General features: G+C 59.0%; 16 protein-coding genes and 1 riboswitch. Of the genes, 10 read left to right on the forward strand and 6 right to left on the reverse strand.

The features are described 5' to 3' along the window. Positions 1-68 precede the first annotated feature (68 nt). The 4 genes from PR018_RS27100 to PR018_RS27115 form a co-directional block, all read right to left on the reverse strand. Positions 69-356 (reverse strand): PTS sugar transporter subunit IIB, encoded by a 288-nt coding sequence (locus PR018_RS27100; protein ID WP_142825001.1) that lies wholly within the window; start codon positions 354-356, stop codon positions 69-71. Between the two features lie 2 nt (positions 357-358). Further along, entirely contained in the window at positions 359-832 is a 474-nt protein-coding gene (locus PR018_RS27105; RefSeq protein ID WP_142825002.1) for a PTS sugar transporter subunit IIA, read from the reverse strand. Positions 833-919: 87 nt separating this feature from the next. Further along, the gene (locus PR018_RS27110) at positions 920-2,329 is read right to left on the reverse strand and encodes a PTS galactitol transporter subunit IIC (protein ID WP_142825003.1); all 1,410 of its coding nucleotides are present in this window, start codon (positions 2,327-2,329) and stop codon (positions 920-922) included. A 141-nt stretch (positions 2,330-2,470) separates the two neighbouring features. Beyond that, positions 2,471-3,151 carry an HAD family hydrolase gene (locus tag PR018_RS27115; RefSeq protein ID WP_142829422.1) on the reverse strand — a complete coding sequence of 227 codons (681 nt, stop codon included), beginning with the start codon at positions 3,149-3,151 and terminating at the stop codon, positions 2,471-2,473. Positions 3,152-3,335: 184 nt separating this feature from the next. On the opposite strand from PR018_RS27115, the gene PR018_RS27120 reads away from it, so the two are divergent. From PR018_RS27120 to PR018_RS27165, 10 genes are all read left to right on the forward strand, one after another. After that, positions 3,336-3,761: a transcriptional regulator GutM gene (locus tag PR018_RS27120; RefSeq protein WP_142825004.1), complete on the forward strand. Its 426-nt coding sequence runs from the start codon at positions 3,336-3,338 to the stop codon at positions 3,759-3,761. A 48-nt stretch (positions 3,762-3,809) separates the two neighbouring features. Continuing rightward, the gene (gene srlA / locus PR018_RS27125; protein ID WP_142825005.1) at positions 3,810-4,559 is read left to right on the forward strand and encodes a PTS glucitol/sorbitol transporter subunit IIC; all 750 of its coding nucleotides are present in this window, start codon (positions 3,810-3,812) and stop codon (positions 4,557-4,559) included. Positions 4,560-4,584: 25 nt separating this feature from the next. Next, complete coding sequence (gene srlE / locus PR018_RS27130; RefSeq protein WP_142825006.1) at positions 4,585-5,583, forward strand: PTS glucitol/sorbitol transporter subunit IIB; 999 nt, start codon at positions 4,585-4,587, stop codon at positions 5,581-5,583. Between the two features lie 88 nt (positions 5,584-5,671). Continuing rightward, positions 5,672-6,052, forward strand: coding sequence for a PTS glucitol/sorbitol transporter subunit IIA (locus PR018_RS27135; protein WP_142825007.1), 381 nt, complete (start codon positions 5,672-5,674; stop codon positions 6,050-6,052). Between the two features lie 39 nt (positions 6,053-6,091). Next, entirely contained in the window at positions 6,092-8,056 is a 1,965-nt protein-coding gene (gene ptsP, locus PR018_RS27140) for a phosphoenolpyruvate--protein phosphotransferase (RefSeq protein ID WP_142825008.1), read from the forward strand. 118 nt (positions 8,057-8,174) lie between these two features. Continuing rightward, complete coding sequence (locus PR018_RS27145) at positions 8,175-9,191, forward strand: sugar-binding transcriptional regulator (RefSeq protein ID WP_224128035.1); 1,017 nt, start codon at positions 8,175-8,177, stop codon at positions 9,189-9,191. A gap of 199 nt (positions 9,192-9,390) precedes the next feature. Beyond that, the gene (locus PR018_RS27150; protein WP_142825009.1) at positions 9,391-10,716 is read left to right on the forward strand and encodes an NAD(P)H-dependent oxidoreductase; all 1,326 of its coding nucleotides are present in this window, start codon (positions 9,391-9,393) and stop codon (positions 10,714-10,716) included. Between the two features lie 2 nt (positions 10,717-10,718). Then, the gene (locus tag PR018_RS27155) at positions 10,719-11,753 is read left to right on the forward strand and encodes a thiamine pyrophosphate-dependent dehydrogenase E1 component subunit alpha (protein ID WP_142825010.1); all 1,035 of its coding nucleotides are present in this window, start codon (positions 10,719-10,721) and stop codon (positions 11,751-11,753) included. After that, positions 11,753-12,751, forward strand: coding sequence for an alpha-ketoacid dehydrogenase subunit beta (locus PR018_RS27160; protein WP_142825011.1), 999 nt, complete (start codon positions 11,753-11,755; stop codon positions 12,749-12,751). The genes PR018_RS27155 and PR018_RS27160 overlap by 1 nt, the downstream gene beginning before the upstream one ends. Positions 12,752-12,754: 3 nt before the next feature. Beyond that, positions 12,755-14,038 carry a dihydrolipoamide acetyltransferase family protein gene (locus PR018_RS27165; protein ID WP_142825012.1) on the forward strand — a complete coding sequence of 428 codons (1,284 nt, stop codon included), beginning with the start codon at positions 12,755-12,757 and terminating at the stop codon, positions 14,036-14,038. 118 nt (positions 14,039-14,156) lie between these two features. Here the strand turns inward: PR018_RS27165 and PR018_RS27170 are convergent, their stop codons facing one another. Beyond that, a complete protein-coding gene (locus tag PR018_RS27170) occupies positions 14,157-14,807 on the reverse strand; it encodes an RNA-binding protein (protein ID WP_202617147.1) in 651 nt (216 codons plus the stop codon). A 91-nt stretch (positions 14,808-14,898) separates the two neighbouring features. Next, the gene (locus PR018_RS27175) at positions 14,899-15,639 is read right to left on the reverse strand and encodes a hypothetical protein (RefSeq protein WP_142825013.1); all 741 of its coding nucleotides are present in this window, start codon (positions 15,637-15,639) and stop codon (positions 14,899-14,901) included. Positions 15,640-16,000: 361 nt separating this feature from the next. After that, positions 16,001-16,112: riboswitch (TPP riboswitch) on the forward strand. Positions 16,113-16,173: the final 61 nt, after the last annotated feature.

The raw sequence follows: 16,173 nt of genomic DNA on the forward strand, positions 1-16,173 counted from the left end.
CCGATCGCCTGCCGCATTCGACGTGATGGAGCTGGCGGTATTTTACGTCTGGGCAGATGCCATAGGGATTATTTTCTGAGAGCCATTTCTATCTCGTCGAGAACCTTGTCCTTGCCGATCCCGGTCAGAAAGGCCAGGCCCTTGATCACCGGTTTCGTGACGGATGCGGAAATGGGCGTGGTGGAGACGATAAAGTCGACGCCGTCGGCAAGCGACGGGACCTCGGTCGCCTTCGCCTGCATGGCGTTGAAAAACAGGCCACGCTTCTTCATTTCTTCGGTCACTGCAGCGTTCACGGCCGTCGACGTGGCAATTCCGGTACCGCATGCGAAAAGGATCGTTTTCTGCTTGGCCATGTTCAGGATTCCTTTGGTGAGCCGAGAAGCACCCTGACGTCATAAAGCGTTTTGGCGCGCTTCAATCCATCGAGCGTCGTCGGGCTTTGAATGGCTTCGATAATTTGTTGAAGGGTTTCGATCTGCTTGTCCTTGTCGTTGATGGCAAGCAGGAAAACGGTACCGACAGGGAGCAGTTCTTCCGGTTCCTCCATATTGGCGAACACAACCGGCGTCGACAGGGTCGCCATGGCAACGCCTGCCTTGATTACGTGCTCCGGGTCGGTGTGCGGCACGGCGACATTTTCGTCCCGCTCCAGCGGCAGTCCTGTCGGCAGATTCTTTTCGCGGCTGACAACGGCGTCCGCGTAGGTAGCCTTGACATATCCGAGCGTCTGCAGCCGGGCTGCGAGTAGCCGGATTACCTCTTCCGCCGTGGTAGCCCGAACATCGAGCAGGATGGCTTCCGGTTCCAGTATGTCCAACAGGGTAGGCATGTCGTCTCTCCAGTTTCTGTCACACCCGCACAAGGACTTTAGAGTGCGAGTGTCGTCTTTGCCGGTCTGGTTTACCAACGCCTTCTCTCAGGCCGCAGAAGCTTCCACCGGCTCGTCTTCCGCCCCGGCGGCCCGTTCCCAGGCAAGACTATTGCGCCGATAAAGGGCGAAGAGTGCCGCGATGATGGCCGCGAGCAGGACGATGCCGAAGACGCCGAGCCCCTGGATCGCGTTGATGATGACATAGGGGATCCAGAGGAAGCCGTCGACAACGGAGGTGACTTGCAAAGCGTTCGCCGGCAGCTTGAAGCCGGATGAGACGGCAGCGCTGGTAAACAACGGTGCAAGCGCATTCGCCACATAGAAGCCGATGGCAAGCGTCACGGTTCCAACCACGACCATGCGGAACACGTTGCCCTTGAGCAGCGGTGCCGTCAGGGCGACGATGAAAGGGATGACCGCGAGATCGGCAAACAGAATGACGCGATTACCCGGCAGGATAACCGAGAGGATGATCGCAATCGGAACCAGGATGAGCGACGACGAGATCGCCGCCGGATGACCAATCAGGATGGCGGAGTCCAGGCCGACGAGAAGTTCGCGGTCTCCGGTTCTCTTTCGCACGAACGCCTGTGCAGCGTCTGAAACCGGAAGCAGGCCTTCCATCAGCACTTTCACCATGCGTGGCAGGAGCAGCATGACTGCGGCGAGCGTCATGCCCGTGCTGAGGATTTTTGAAAGAACGGTCCCGAGATCGCCAGCGTTGTAGAAGGCGATGGTTCCGAGTATGAGGCCGATGATGAGGCCCAGCACGACCGGCTCGCCGAAAACGCCAAATCGACGCTCGATGGTTTCGGTGCTGATGTTGATCTTGTTGATGCCCGGGATGCGATCCATGATCCAGTTGAGGACGATTGCGATCGGCAGAATTTGTGCCGAGGCAATATGCGGCACCGAGATGCCGGGGACGCCATAGAACTGCTGGACTGCGCGGGCGGACCAGTCGGCAAACAGCAAGGACAGGGCAGCCGCCAGGGCTGCTATGGCGATGCCATAGGCAAGGCTGTCGGTTGCCGCCACGACCAGCGAACCGATGAAGGCGAAGTGCCAGAAATTCCAGACATCGACGTTCAGTGTGCGGGTCCAGCGCAGCAGCAGCAGGACGACGTTGACGAGAATGCCGACTGGAATGACCCACAAGCCGACCGACGAACCAAACGCGATGGCGGCAGCAGATGGCCAGCCAACGTCGACGATGTCCCGCTTTATGCCGGTGTTGGTGACGATCGCCTGGGCAACTGCGCCAATCGAGTTGAACATCAGCCCGAGAACAAGGTTGATCCCGATAAAGGCGACGCCGATTGTCACCGCCGCGCGAAATGCCTTGCCGACCTTCGCTCCGAGAATGACGGCAATGATGAAAATAACGATAGGCAAAAGAACAGTCGGACCAAGCGTATCGACGGCCGACTTCAAGCCACTCAGAAAAGTGTCCATATGCGAATTCTCCCCTCCCATGCTCCAGGCGGCTCCTCTGCCGCATCAGAACATTTGTTCCTCCAACAATACGAAAGTTTATGATTCAAAAAGAAATTTGTGTCAATTGCCTATCGGCGCACAGCTTTCGCGCTCGGATATTTACCGTCCTTTCGGCAAGTTCGCCCAAATCATGGCTTCCCTTGAAAGCCCCTCGAATGAACTGAATACCTTGTCGGCGCCCGCTTCAAGCAAATGTGTCTCGTGCTCAGCATAGGAGTGGCCTCCGCCGGTAAAGCCGAAAACCGTCATGCCGGCCGCACGTCCCGCCTGCGCGCCAAACAACGAATCTTCGATGACGAGACAATCAGACGGAGCGAACCCCATCTTGCTGGCTGCGAAGAGAAACAGGTCCGGGGCGGGCTTGCCGTGTTTCACCATGGACGAACTGAAAATGTCGTCGCCGAAAAACGAAATCAGTCCAGTCAGCGACAGGCTATGCTGTATTCTTTCCAGCGAGGAAGACGAGGCGACGCAGCATCGTGCATCGAGAGCGGACAGAAAAGCCGCCACGCCCTTCATGGCTTCGAGTTGCTCGGTGAAGACCTCTTTGGTTTCCAGCCAGACGTCCTCGACATGGTCCCTAGGGTAATCTTGTCCTGTCAGATCATGTATGCGGGCGAAGATATCGGCCTGCTTCATTCCAAAGCATTTGCCGACCACGTCCGGGGTGATTGTCAGCCCGTGCCTTGCATACACCCGAACATAGGCCGAGGCAGCCAACGGCTCGCTATCGACAAGAACGCCATCGCAATCGAATATGAAAAGCCGGTCTTTTGCCAATCCCTGTCCCTCCCCGGACACTGTGCGGAATTCCATTGGAGATGCTGCTAACTGCCTTTTGCTAAAGAAAAGTTCGTCTCGCTCCCCGCTTCGAATTTATACATATTGACATACCACAATACAAATGTTCATTTATGACGTGAGGATGAATGACTGGGCAGCGACACTTTCGGGAGGGGTGAAGATGGCTATATGGCAATGGGCGCTGCTCGCTTTGGGCGCGGTGTGGATGTTGCAAGTGATTGGCGTCTGGCTGCAGATGCGGCACTACACAGACGTCTTCAAAGGAATAACCAGCAAATATAATGACGGATACGTGGGTGCCGGACACGCGCGCGGTCGCCTCAGAAGAGGCACGATTGCATTGCTGGTCGTCGGCCAGGACATGAAGGTGCAACGCCTCATGACGATGACCGGACGTTCCGTTTTCGCCAAATTCAAGCGAAACGAGCAATATGAAGGCCAGTCGCTCAATGCATTGAAAGCTGCGCAAGCCGTCGCTGCTGCGGACAACACGCACGCGGCCATTTCCAAGGCAATCGAGCAGGTCGAGCACGTTCGAGAGGGCAAGGGGCCGGCAGCGCCGCGCCTCAGGCTGGCCTCGGCATAAAAACCAAAGCTATTTCAGATCAACCGAACTGCATTCAAGGAGGAGAGAATGTTATTCGCGTCAGTGCTGGCCGATCATGGCCATCTCACTATACACGATTTAGGGTCGACGTTTTCCGATGCTGCCTTGCACGGAAAGATGGTTGCCAAGGGAGCCGCCGATAAGCTTATCGTTCTGGCCCAGGCAAATTCCGACATTTCCGTCGAGCAATTCAAGGAAAAGCTGAACAGCGTCAACAAAGAAGAGCAGCTCGGCGGACTGGCGAATATCGGCAAGTATTTCATCGGCATTTTCCAGAAGGGCGGCGAGGTCTTCGCAGGCTTCGTGACAGGAATTATCCCGACGCTGGTCGTGCTGATGACCGCCTTCTATGCCCTGACCGAAATGGTCGGCGAGGAGCGCGTGCACGGCATTGCTCGCGGCGCCGGGCGCATTGCCTTGACGCGCTATACCGTGCTGCCGCTGCTGTCGGTGTTCTTCCTGACCAACCCGATGGCCTATACCTTCGGCGCGTTCCTGGAAGAAAAGCACAAGCCTGCCTTTTACGATGCAGCTGTGTCCTACGTTCATCCGCCGCTCGGCTTGTTTCCGCATATCAATCCCGGCGAATACTTCGTCTGGGGCGGCGTTCTCGTGGCGCTGCAGGAGCTGGAAAAGCGCGGCGTCGTCCCGGGCGGATACCACATCAAGATGGCCATCTGGTACGCCATTGTTGGCCTCGTGGTGATCCTGCTGAAGGGCATGCTGACGGAACGTATCACAATGATCATGGCCCGCCGTCAAGGCGTGGAACTCTGATTGCCACTTGGGAGGAGGGGCTATTATGGCAACTGAATACAAGGCAGTAAATATTTCGAGGGGTCCCCAGGGCTGGGGTGGCCCGCTGGTTATCCAGCCGACCATGCAGCGCAACAAGATCGTCTCGGTCACCGGCGGCGGTATTCACCCCGTCGCGCGGCGGATCGCGGAACTGACCGGCGGCGAAGCCGTCGACGGTTTCCGGGCGCCACCGGTCGAGGGCGAAATGGCCGTTGTCGTCGTCGATTGCGGCGGTACTGCGCGATGCGGGGTCTATCCGCGCAAGCGCATCCCCACCGTCAACATCACGCCTGTCGGACAGTCGGGACCTCTGGCGCAATTCATTACCGAAGACATCTATGTCTCCGGGGTGAAGGAGCAGAACATCACCATGGCCGACGGTTCCCAGCCGGTTACCGTGGCAGCGGCCGGAGGGGCTCCGAAGGCAACCGCCGCCCCCAAGACGATACCTGTCGAGACCGGCGGTGGTGGTTTCATCAACCTGATTGCTGGCATCGGTCGCGTCATGGGCCGCGTCGTCGGCATCTTCTTCAATGCCGGACGCCGTACGATCGACCAGGTCATCCGCAACGTGCTGCCGTTCATGGCATTTGTGACCATGCTGATAGGCTTCATTCTGTATACCGGCGTTGGCGATGTGCTTGCCGAGCCGATGGGGCCGCTTGCCAACAATATCGTCGGCCTTCTGATCATCTCCGCCATCTGCGGCCTGCCGTTCCTGTCGCCTATTCTCGGCCCAGGTGCGGTTATCGCCCAGGTCATTGGCGTGGCGATCATCGGCCCGCAGATCGCAAACGGCACCATTGCGCCCGCAATGGCCCTCCCGGCACTCTTTGCCTACAATGCGCAGGTCGGTTGCGACTTCGTGCCTGTGGGCCTGGCGCTGGGTGAGGCAAAACCCAAGACGATCGAGATCGGCGTTCCCGCAGTCCTCATCAGTCGCCAGATCATGGCCCCGGTTTCTGTGCTCATTGCCTGGGTTACCAGCCTGATCGTGTTCTAAGCCAACGCGTGCGGACGTCCAGCAGACTGCCCGCACGCCCAATGCTACAACACCAGGCCGAGCTATTTCTATAGAGAAGGATTTGTCCATGGCACTGCACCTCAAGACGCAGATTACCGCCGTCGGTCCCGACGTGGCCGATCTGGCCGATGGCGGGGTCCTCATTCTGTTTGCCGACGGCGCTCCGCCCGAACTGGCCGAAGTGTCCGTCCTCCATCTGCCCGATGTCGGGCCCACCGAACAGGAGCCTTCCGTGGGCTCGCCGATCATGGTGGGTTCTGCCAGCAGTCGGATCACGGCGATCGGGCCGATTGCCTGGAACAAGGTGCTGGAAATCGGCCACGTCGTCATCAACTTCAACGACGCTACGACCGTCGACAGCCCGGGTGCCATCTGCGCTGCGGCAATCGACGCGGATGTGTTGAAAAGCGCGCTTTCCGTCGGGACGACGATCACCATCGGTGATTGATCTCGACTGTTGCTGATTATCTAGTGAATGGATGTTTTTATGGAACGCTCAACAATTGTGCGCGTGAAGGAAGGTCTTCATGCTCGTCCGGCAACTCGCTTCGTCAAGCTGGCGAAGAGCTTTGCGAGCGAAGTGGAGATCGTCAAGGATGCGAAGGTCGTCAGTGCGAAAAGCTCGGTAAAATTGATGCTGCTAGCGGTCAAGGAAAATGACTCTGTGGCGCTGCGAGCGACTGGCGCCGACGCACTGGAAGCGCTGGATGCACTGGTGGAGTTCCTGGAGAATCCGGAGTCGGGTCTCGACGGCGTCACAAATGCCTCTGCGGCCCCAGCTGCAAGTGACGCTACCGGCAATGCAGCGCCTGAGCGCGCCGGCGTGCTTCAGGGGATCGCCGCCAGCGAGGGCGTCGGGCTGGCGAAGATATTTCGCTATTTTCCGAAGAAATTCAAACCTATGCAACGCCGGTTGCGGGACGATGAAATCCTCTTCGAAATCGAGCGATTCGAGAAGGCGATCTCGTCTGTCAGACAGCAGATGGAGGCAGCCCTCGCTGCCAAGGGATTGTCTGAAACGGACAGCAGCATCATTTCCGCGCTTGTCGAGATTGCCGGCGATCCTGAGATCATCGACGGCGTCGTGGTTGCGATCGGCGAGGGCCTCGATGCGACCGATGCCGTCTTGAAGGTTACGGACGAAACGGCAGCCTCCTTCGGTCGCGTTTCCGATGCCTATCTGAATGCAAGAGCCGACGACGTAAAAGCCATTGCGCGACAGATCTGTCTGGCGCTTGCCGGCGAGCGAGATATCGGTCTCGATGAAATCACGGAGCCATCCATTGTGCTGGCGGAAGACATCGGCGCCTGGGACCTGGCGCGCGCACCGGTTAAACTGATCAAGGGCGTTATCTGCGCCCACGGTGGCGCCACGTCGCATATCGCCATCATTGCAAGGGCGCACGGCATTCCGGCTGTCCTCGGTCTCGGCAATGGTATCGACGCCCTCGTCGCGGCCACGGACGTTGCCATCGATGGCGGCAAGGGACTTATCTATCCCGATCCGGATGCGGCGTTACGCGAGACGTTCGCCCGGCGTCTTGACGCGGCGGCGAATGAGGAAGTTCGTCTGCGTGCATTCAAGGATGTGCGGCCGCATCTCGCGGACGGCACGCCGATCGAGGTTGCCGCAAACATAGGCTCCATCGAGGAACTCGAAGCCGCCAAGGAAGCCGGTGCGATGGGCATCGGCCTGTTCCGTACCGAACTCCTGTTCATGAAGCACGGCGGATTGCCGAGCGAGGACATGCAGTTCGATATCTATTCTCAGGCAGCGCGGGGAATGGCACCCGATCCGGTCATCATCCGGACGCTCGACATCGGTGGCGACAAGCCAGTGTCGGGCATCGTGTTTCCCGAGGAGCAGAACCCGTTCCTGGGTTGGCGTGGTGTGCGCATGTGTCTCGACAGGCCGGATATCTTCAAGCCGCAACTGCGGGCACTGCTGCGCGCCGCAACGCAAGGCAATATCAAGGTGATGTTGCCGATGGTATCCACCATCGAAGAGGTCAAGCGCACGCGGGATCTGATCGGCGAATGCACGCGCGAACTTGCCGCGGAAGGAAAGCCTTTTGCGAGCTTCGCTCTCGGCGTGATGATCGAGACGCCCGCAGCGGTGATGATTGCGCCGTCGCTGGCAAGAGAGGTCGATTTCTTCTCGATCGGCACAAACGATCTGACGCAATACATCATGGCGGCCGACCGGATGAACCCGCAGGTGGCGGCACTCAATGACGTCGGCAATGCGGCAGTCCTGACGGCAATCGAGATGGCAGCGAGGGCCGGCAAGGAGGCTGGTATCATGGTCGGCATGTGCGGGGAGGCCGCTGCCCGCCCGGACCTGATCCCGTTGTTCCTGAAATTCGGTTTGACCGAACTCAGCATGAGCTCCGCCTCCATTCCGCGCGCGAAGAAATGCATTTCGGAACTCGGCTCCGCAAGCGCCGGTTGATCTGCCGGAGCCGGATATCGAAACCGTAATGACGATTTCCAATTGCGCCTACTGTTGTTAAGGGTAGTTTTTTACTTCCTAAGACGCGGGAGCCAACTTGGCACGTTCGAAGAAAGACATCTCAAAATCCGAAGGCGCAGAAGATCAGGCCCCATCGGCCGGCCAGACTTCGGGCAACCGGGCTGACAGAATGCGCATTCGGGCTGCCTGGATGTATTTCGTCGAGCAAATGACCCAGAACGACATCGCGGATATTCTGGGCGTCGGGCGCGTCACCGTCGTTCGCATGCTGGCGGAGGCGCGAATTCGCAACGAAGTAAAAATCGCCATTGAGGGAGAGCTTGCGGAAATCGTCGGGCTCGAGCGATCGCTCGAGATCGCCTTCGGAATAGAGCAGGTGGTCGTGGCACCTTTGTCCGATCCGGAAGCGGACCCCATCCCGACGATCAGTGCAGCAACCGGTGCGTTTCTGTCTAACGCGATGAAGCCGGGAATGACGGTCGGTGTCGGCTGGGGCAGGACGTTGTTTGCCTGTCTTTCGTCGATCAATGCCCGTAATCTTCAGGATTTCAAGGTGATTTCGCTTCTGGGCGGTGTCAGCCAGGCGCGCCGATTCAATCCTGCCGAATTTGCCTGGCGCTTTGCCCAGGTGTTCCAAGGCGACGGCTACCTCATTCCGGCGCCAGCGATGGTCGACAGCCTGGAAACGAAGGAAGCGCTGATCAAGCGATGCGGTCTCCAGGATATTTTGGACATGGCCGACAATATGGATGCGGTGGTTGTCAGTGTCGGCGGCATCGATTCTGCAACAACCTTTTATCGCGGCGGCTTTCTTACCGAGAAGCAGAGAAGCGAACTGGAAAAGCTGGGCGCGGTTGGCGACCTGCTATTCCATTTTTACGATCGAAATGGCGATGTGCTGAATCATCCGATCAACAATCTCATCATGTCGGTCGAGGTCGATCGTATCCGCCGAACTCCCTTGCGGATCCTCGCTTCGGGCGGAATAGACAAGCGCGAATCGATGCTCGGCGCCATGCGCCTTGTCCAGCCAACGGTCCTCATCACCGATGAGGAAAGTGCACGGCGCCTGTTGCAGGGCGCAGATGATTTCCTGGCAGCAGAAGCGCCATAAACCTCGCCTGAACTACCCATTTATCCGTGAAATTCGAGAGCCGGCCGATCCCACATCGGTGGCATGCGTACGCTGTTGCCTGATCGGAGCAGCGCATCTTTGAGGTCTCGAAATGAACATTCGCGTTGACAGAAAGACAAATGTACGAATACAGTCGTACTGAAAGACACGGTCATTAATTAACTTGGGAGGAGTTTCTATGGCTATCAACGTCGCGCCAACGGGCTTGGCGCGTGACCTCATTGCACGCGCTGAAACAGGACGTCCGGTTCGTATCGGCTTGATCGGCTCAGGCGAAATGGGAACCGACATCGTTACTCGCGTAGCCCACATGACGGGCATCGAGATCGGTGCAATCTGCGATCTCAATCTTCCCGCCGCGTCACGCGCGGTCGACATTGCCTACCAGGAAACCGGACATGCACGCGAAGCCGACAGCGCAAGCGCGCTGACGGCGGCGATGGAAAGCGGCAAGATCGCCGTCACCAGCGATGCCAATCTCATCCTGCAGAATGGCCTGATCGACGTCGTGATCGATGCGACCGGCGTGCCCGCCGTTGGCGCTGAAATCGGCCTCTCCGCCATGGAAAATGGCAAGCACCTCGTCATGATGAACGTCGAAGCCGACGTGACGATAGGGGCTTTCCTGAAGAGCGAGGCCGAGCGCCTTGGCGTTACCTACTCGCTGGGCGCCGGCGATGAACCGTCTTCCTGCATGGAGCTGATCGAATTCGTCTCGGCGATGGGGCATCCGATCGTTGCGGCCGGCAAGGGAAAGAACAATCCCCTGAACATCGATGCCATACCGGACGACTATGCAGAGGAGGCCGCGCGCCGACACATGAATGTCCGTATGCTCGTCGAATTCGTCGATGGATCGAAGACGATGGTCGAGATGGCGGCAATCGCCAATGCGACCGGGCTGGTTCCTGACAAACCCGGCATGCACGGCCCGGCAGCAACGCTCGACCAGCTTGCAAAGACGCTTGTGCCTGAAAAGGACGGTGGCGTGCTGTCGCGCATCGGAGTCGTCGATTATTCCATCGGCAAGGGTGTGGCGCCCGGCGTTTTCGTCGTTGCCGACATGTCGCATCCGCGGATTTCGGAGCGAATGGAAGACCTGAAGATGGGCAAGGGCCCGTACTTCACATTCCATCGGCCCTACCACCTGACGTCTCTCGAAGTGCCGCTGACCTGCGCGCGCGTCGTGCTTTACGGCAAGGCCGACATGGTGCCCCTGTCGAAGCCGGTCGCAGAGGTCTGTGCTGTCGCCAAGAAGGATATGAAGCCGGGCGAAAAACTCGATGCAATCGGCGAATATTGCTACCGCGCCTGGATTATGACGGCGCCAGAGGCGCGCAGCGCGTCGGCCATTCCCTGCGGCTTGCTGCAGGGCGGCACTGTGACGGCCGCCATCAAAAAGGGTGAGCTGATCACCTATGCCAACGCGGCAGTGGCGCCGGGCTCGAAGATCGCAGCGCTGCGGGCGCGTCAGGACAAGCTTGTTTACGGGGCAGGAGCTTAAGGATGCCAAACAGTCCGACAGCCGAGGCAATTGTTGCTGAAACAGGCAACATGCCTTTTCTCTACAGGAATTTCAGCCGCGAGCAGCTCTTGGAAGCCTTGCGGAAGATGCATCTGATCCGGAAGTTCGAGGAAGGCGCCGAGGAGAGTTATACGCGTGGTCTGATTCATGGCACCATGCATCTTTCCATCGGTCAGGAAGCGAGCGCCATGGGCATCTGCCTGGCGCTGACCAACGAAGACCAGATCACCTCGACGCATCGCGGTCATGGCCATTGCATTGCCAAGGGTGCGGATGTGAAGCGCATGTTCGCGGAGTTCTTCGGCAAGACGACCGGCTATTGTGCCGGTCGCGGTGGATCGATGCACATCGCCGATGTGACGACTGGAAACCTCGGTGCCAACGGCATCGTCGGCGGCGGCATTCCGATTGCGGTCGGCGCTGCGCTGACATCGAAGCGGATGAAAACCGGCAAGGTCGTCGTCTGTTTCTTTGGCGACGGCGCCAACAACGAAGGCGCATTCCATGAGGCGCTGAACATGGCGGCGGTCTGGAAGCTGCCGGTCGTCTTCGTCTGCGAGAACAACAAATACGGCATGTCGACTTCGACCGAGCGCTCGACCGCCGTCCCGAACATTGCCGATCGCGCGGCCGGCTATTCGATGCCGGGTGTCATCGTAGACGGCAACATCCTGTCGGATGTCGCGGAAGCCTCGCAGGCTGCCGTCGAGCGGGCGCGATCCGGTCTGGGGCCATCGCTCATCGAGTGCAAGACTTACCGGCATCGTGGCCATTCCAAGAGCGACCGCAACCGCTACCGGACGAAGGACGAGATAGACGACTGGATGACCAATCGCGACCCGATAGACATGTTCGAGAAGCAGCTGGCCGAATTCGGCATAGCGGACGAGGCGACGCTGGCAGGCATTCGCGACAGCGTTCGCGAGGAGATTGAAGCAGCCATCGAATTTGCCAAGTCCAGCCCATCGCCCGAAACGGCTGATCTCGGACAGAACGTATATACGGAGCAGTCGTAATGGATGCGGCAGTGAGAGAGCTGAGCTATTCCCAGGCTATTCAGGAGGCGATGGCGATTGCCATGGAAGCCGATGAGCGCGTGTTTCTCATGGGCGAGGATATCGGCGTGTACGGTGGCGCCTTCCAGGTGACCGGCGATCTGATCGAGCGGTTTGGCCCCGACAGGGTCATGGACACACCGATCTCCGAACTCGGCGGCGCGGGCGTGGCGGTGGGCGCTGCCCTGACCGGTATGCGTCCGATTTTCGAATTCCAGTTTTCCGACTTCGCGGCCCTGGCCATGGAGCAGATCGTCAACCAGGCGGCGAAAATTCGCTACATGCTGGGTGGAGCGGTTTCCGTACCGCTGGTCATGCGCTTTCCGGCAGGCTCGGGAACCGGTGCGGCAGCACAGCACAGCCAGAGCCTCGAGGCATGGCTCGGTCACGTTCCCGGCCTGAAGGTCATCCAGCCGGCCACGCCGCACGATGTGAAGGGCATGCTGCTGGCGGCCATCGAAGACCCGGACCCGGTGATGATCTTCGAGCACAAGCTGCTTTACAAGATGAAGGGACCCGTTCCCGAAGGCCACTATATCGTGCCGATCGGTAAGGCTGCCATCGCGCGCGAAGGCCGCGACCTGACGATCGTTGCGACGTCGATCATGGTGCACAAGGCGCTGGAGGCTGCCGATACGCTGGCGGCCGAGGGTATCGATGTCGAAGTCGTGGATCTTCGCACCATTCGCCCGATGGACCGGGAAACCGTCATCGCCAGCGTCAAGAAGACTTCCCGGCTGATGTGTGTCTACGAGGGCGTCAAGACCCTCGGTGTCGGTGCCGAGGTCAGTGCGATGATCGCTGAAAGCGATGCCTTCGATTACCTCGATGCACCCATCGTGCGGCTTGGGGGCGCCGAGACACCCATTCCTTACAATCCCGAGCTGGAGAAGGCAGCCGTGCCGCAAGTCGCCGGCATTCTCGCGGCGGCACGCGATCTGGTGAAGGGAGTGCGCTGAGCCATGGCAATCGAAGTCATTCTTCCGAAGGTTGACATGGACATGGCAACCGGCCGGATATCCAAGTGGTTTTTTGAAAGCGGCGCCACGGTTAAGAAAGGCGATGTGCTTTTCGAGATCGAGACCGACAAGGCAGCCATGGAAATCGATGCCCCGGCAAGCGGCATCCTGCGCGACGTGGTAGGCGCCGAGGGTGTCGATATCGCCGTCGGAGCGCCGGTGGCGTGGATCTACGAAGACGGCGAGGCTTATTCGCCGGGCTCCAGCGCTGCACCCGCCGCGCCCCAGGCAACAAAAACTGAGGCCGTTCCGGAGCAGCCGGCATCCGTTGAAGCCCCTGCAAGCACCGTGGAAACGGGCGAGGGCATCCGGGCCACCCCGCTTGCCCGGCGATTGGCGCGCAATGCCGGGATAGACATCAGCCGCATAACCGGATCCGGACCAAATGGCCGGGTGACACGCGCCGACGTGGAAGGCTACACACCGCCTGTTCAGCAGGAAGAACCCGTTGCCGCGCCTACCGCTGCTCCGAAGCCTGTGGTTGCCGGACCGTCGAGCGAGCAGACCCGCAAGCTCTTTGCCGAGGGAAGCTACGATCAGGTCGCCCATAGCAACATGCGCCGGACGATTGCGCGCAGGCTCGTCGAGGCAAAGAGCACCGTACCGCATTTCTATCTGACGATCGATTGCAACATCGACGCTCTTTTGAAACTGCGGGCCGAGGTGAATTCCTCGACGCTTCCGATCGGCGGCAAGCCAGCCAACAAGCTTTCCGTCAACGACATGGTCATCAAGGCCTACGCAATGGCACTCGCCGCAGTTCCTGATGCCAACGTGTCATGGACTGACGACAGCCTGATCGTCCATCGGCATGTAGATATCGGCGTTGCCGTATCCGTACCCGGCGGGCTTATCACGCCGATCGTGCGAAATGCCGAGACAAAGACCTTGTCTGTCATTTCGACCGAGATGAAGGACCTCGGTGCCCGCGCCAAGGAAGGCAAGCTGAAGCCCGAGGAGTACCAGGGGGGGACCGCCGCGATCTCCAATCTTGGCATGTTCGGCATTCGCGAATTCGCAGCCATCGTCAATCCGCCGCACGCCACCATCCTTGCCGTCGGCGCCGGAGAAAGACGCGCCGTGATCTCCGGGGAGGCCGTGGTACCCGCGACGCTGATGACCGTGACGCTATCGACCGATCACCGTGCAGTGGATGGCGCGCTCGCGGCAGAGTTGATCGGAGCTTTCAGGACATACATCGAAACGCCGATGGCGATGATCATATAGTGCAAGTCCGGGTGGATCAGATTCACCCGGATGCCCCAAAGTCTCTTTGCGAAGATAGCCTGGAGGAAAAGTCTAACTTCCATGCCTGAGCGATCATGAAGGCCGATCGCCGCGGCGCTCAAATTGTCGGCGCTACCAGCCGTTCTGTGCTCGGGGCCCGATCGAGCTTGTTTTCCGCATTTTGCCGGGCGAGCATGCCGACGCGCATCTCTGGCAGATCAGGTGTCGCCCAGTTGGGCTCGCCGCCAAAAAACTTATCGAGAAATGCGACCGCATAGGCAGGCATCTCGCTGGTGTTCTCCTTGAACGACCACCAGGTCCGCAGATCATCCACACCGCCCGACAGGGGTAATGTCGACTGGAATTCCTGCTGATGCACCGCTATGACCGCACTGATGCAATAGTTGGTATAAAGAAAACCCTCGGGCCAGAAGGCCACAATCCCGGGGACCGGAACGGCACTTTTTGCCTCTACCAGATCGACTTTCGCAGGCCGCGCCTTGATCAGTTCTTTCAATGCGAGACCGCCGGCAAAAACGATGAAATCCGCACGGTTCACAGTCGCCAGGCTCTTCTTCGCATCCAGCACCTCGACCCAGTCGATGAATACCTTTGCAAGCTTGTCCTCGTCGATGGTGACAGACAGTCCGTAACGCGCAGATAGCGTCTGCGCACTGCTGCGAAATGACTTTCGAAACCATCTGAGTTGGCGGAGCCGATGTCCGAAATCAGGCTCTGCTGCAATCTCATTCTGGGTGAGCAGATCCAAGCGCGTAACTCCGGCAGGACAAATTATCCCGAATGTTGCGCTTAATTTGTACAATATGCATAAGAAACTGTCAAATGTTCAGCGCACAGCTTCAGGGAAGGTGTCTGAGAAGGCTCGTGCAGGTTTTAATCAGCGCTTCGGTTCGCGAGCCGGACCTGATGGCTTCCTGAAAGACCTCGCTGCGGAGATTGCAAACCGTGATCGCATCCGGCGTAAACGACTGAAACTCGCTTCCCGTGAGGCGATCTGAAATCGAAAGTGCGAACGCAAGCGACAGGGCCGCGTAGAGTTTCCAGGTTTCGCTGTCATGGGCATTACCGACGCTCGCGATTGGCTCGTGCTTTACGAACGCGATGAAAACTGTTGCGCAGCAGGTGCCGAGGTCGTCCACGGTCCATCGCTCGCTTCTGGACATCGTCATGACTTGCCTTGCCGCTGCCGTGACACGCGCTTTCAGGATGAGCCGGGCCGGGCCGACGCCCTTGGTGATGAGCTTGAGCGCCGCGTAAAGGTCGTCGGTGAGTTCGTCCTCGTCGCCAGAGATTGCTCCGCCCGCTGCACCGAAGTAGAAGGAGAACTCCCGGAACCCTGCCTCCGGCGCCCGCAGATCCCGCAAAGGCGTGACGAGCGATTGCAACGTTGTCATCACCCCATCCACCGTCTGCAAAGTGCCGCCGACAAGACGGCTTAGCTCTGCCGGAAGGGGTGGCAATGGCTGGTTGGCGACGCTGATGGCGGGTGCCTCGGAGCTCAACGTGTGGATGAGATGCCGGAAGCCCCGAAACTGGTCACCGATATTGTCTTTCAGGTCCCGTCGAATGGTAGAAAGCATGGCACAGCCTCTATCTGAAGAACGCCCGGCCGAGCCGAGGCATTTCGTCAGATTATATCCTATGTCAGGGCAATATTGTACGCCCTTCGTCGCAGAAATAGTGCCTTCCGGTTCACTTGTATGACACTTCGCAACCACGCCAGGATGCGTGTGCGGGTGTAGTGGCCGTTTGGTCGCAATGGGCCTTGATGCGCGCGCACCTAAAACGCAGCGCCCGGCCAGCGCATATCTCTGCCCGCATCAGGAGTTCCAACTTCCACCGGTTCAGCTCTCATCAAGCCCCGCGGCTGTGTTTCGCACTGTGGCAATGACATCATCTTTCATCCCCTTGACGCCTTCGTCGGGCTGCCATAGGCTTTGTCGTATTCACCAGGGGTGTCCCGTCAAGGGGCTGAGATTCTGCTATCGCGCGCAGTGACCCGTTGAACCTGATCCAGTTCATACTGGCGTAGGGACGGTGCAAAGCGCTGCTGCAGTTACAGATCCGCATCCCGGATTCCGTGTCGGCGTTCTTCCATCATTCCGGCTCTAGGA

This window comes from Rhizobium rhododendri, from assembly GCF_007000325.2.
GTDB classification, from domain to species: Bacteria; Pseudomonadota; Alphaproteobacteria; order Rhizobiales; family Rhizobiaceae; genus Rhizobium; species Rhizobium rhododendri.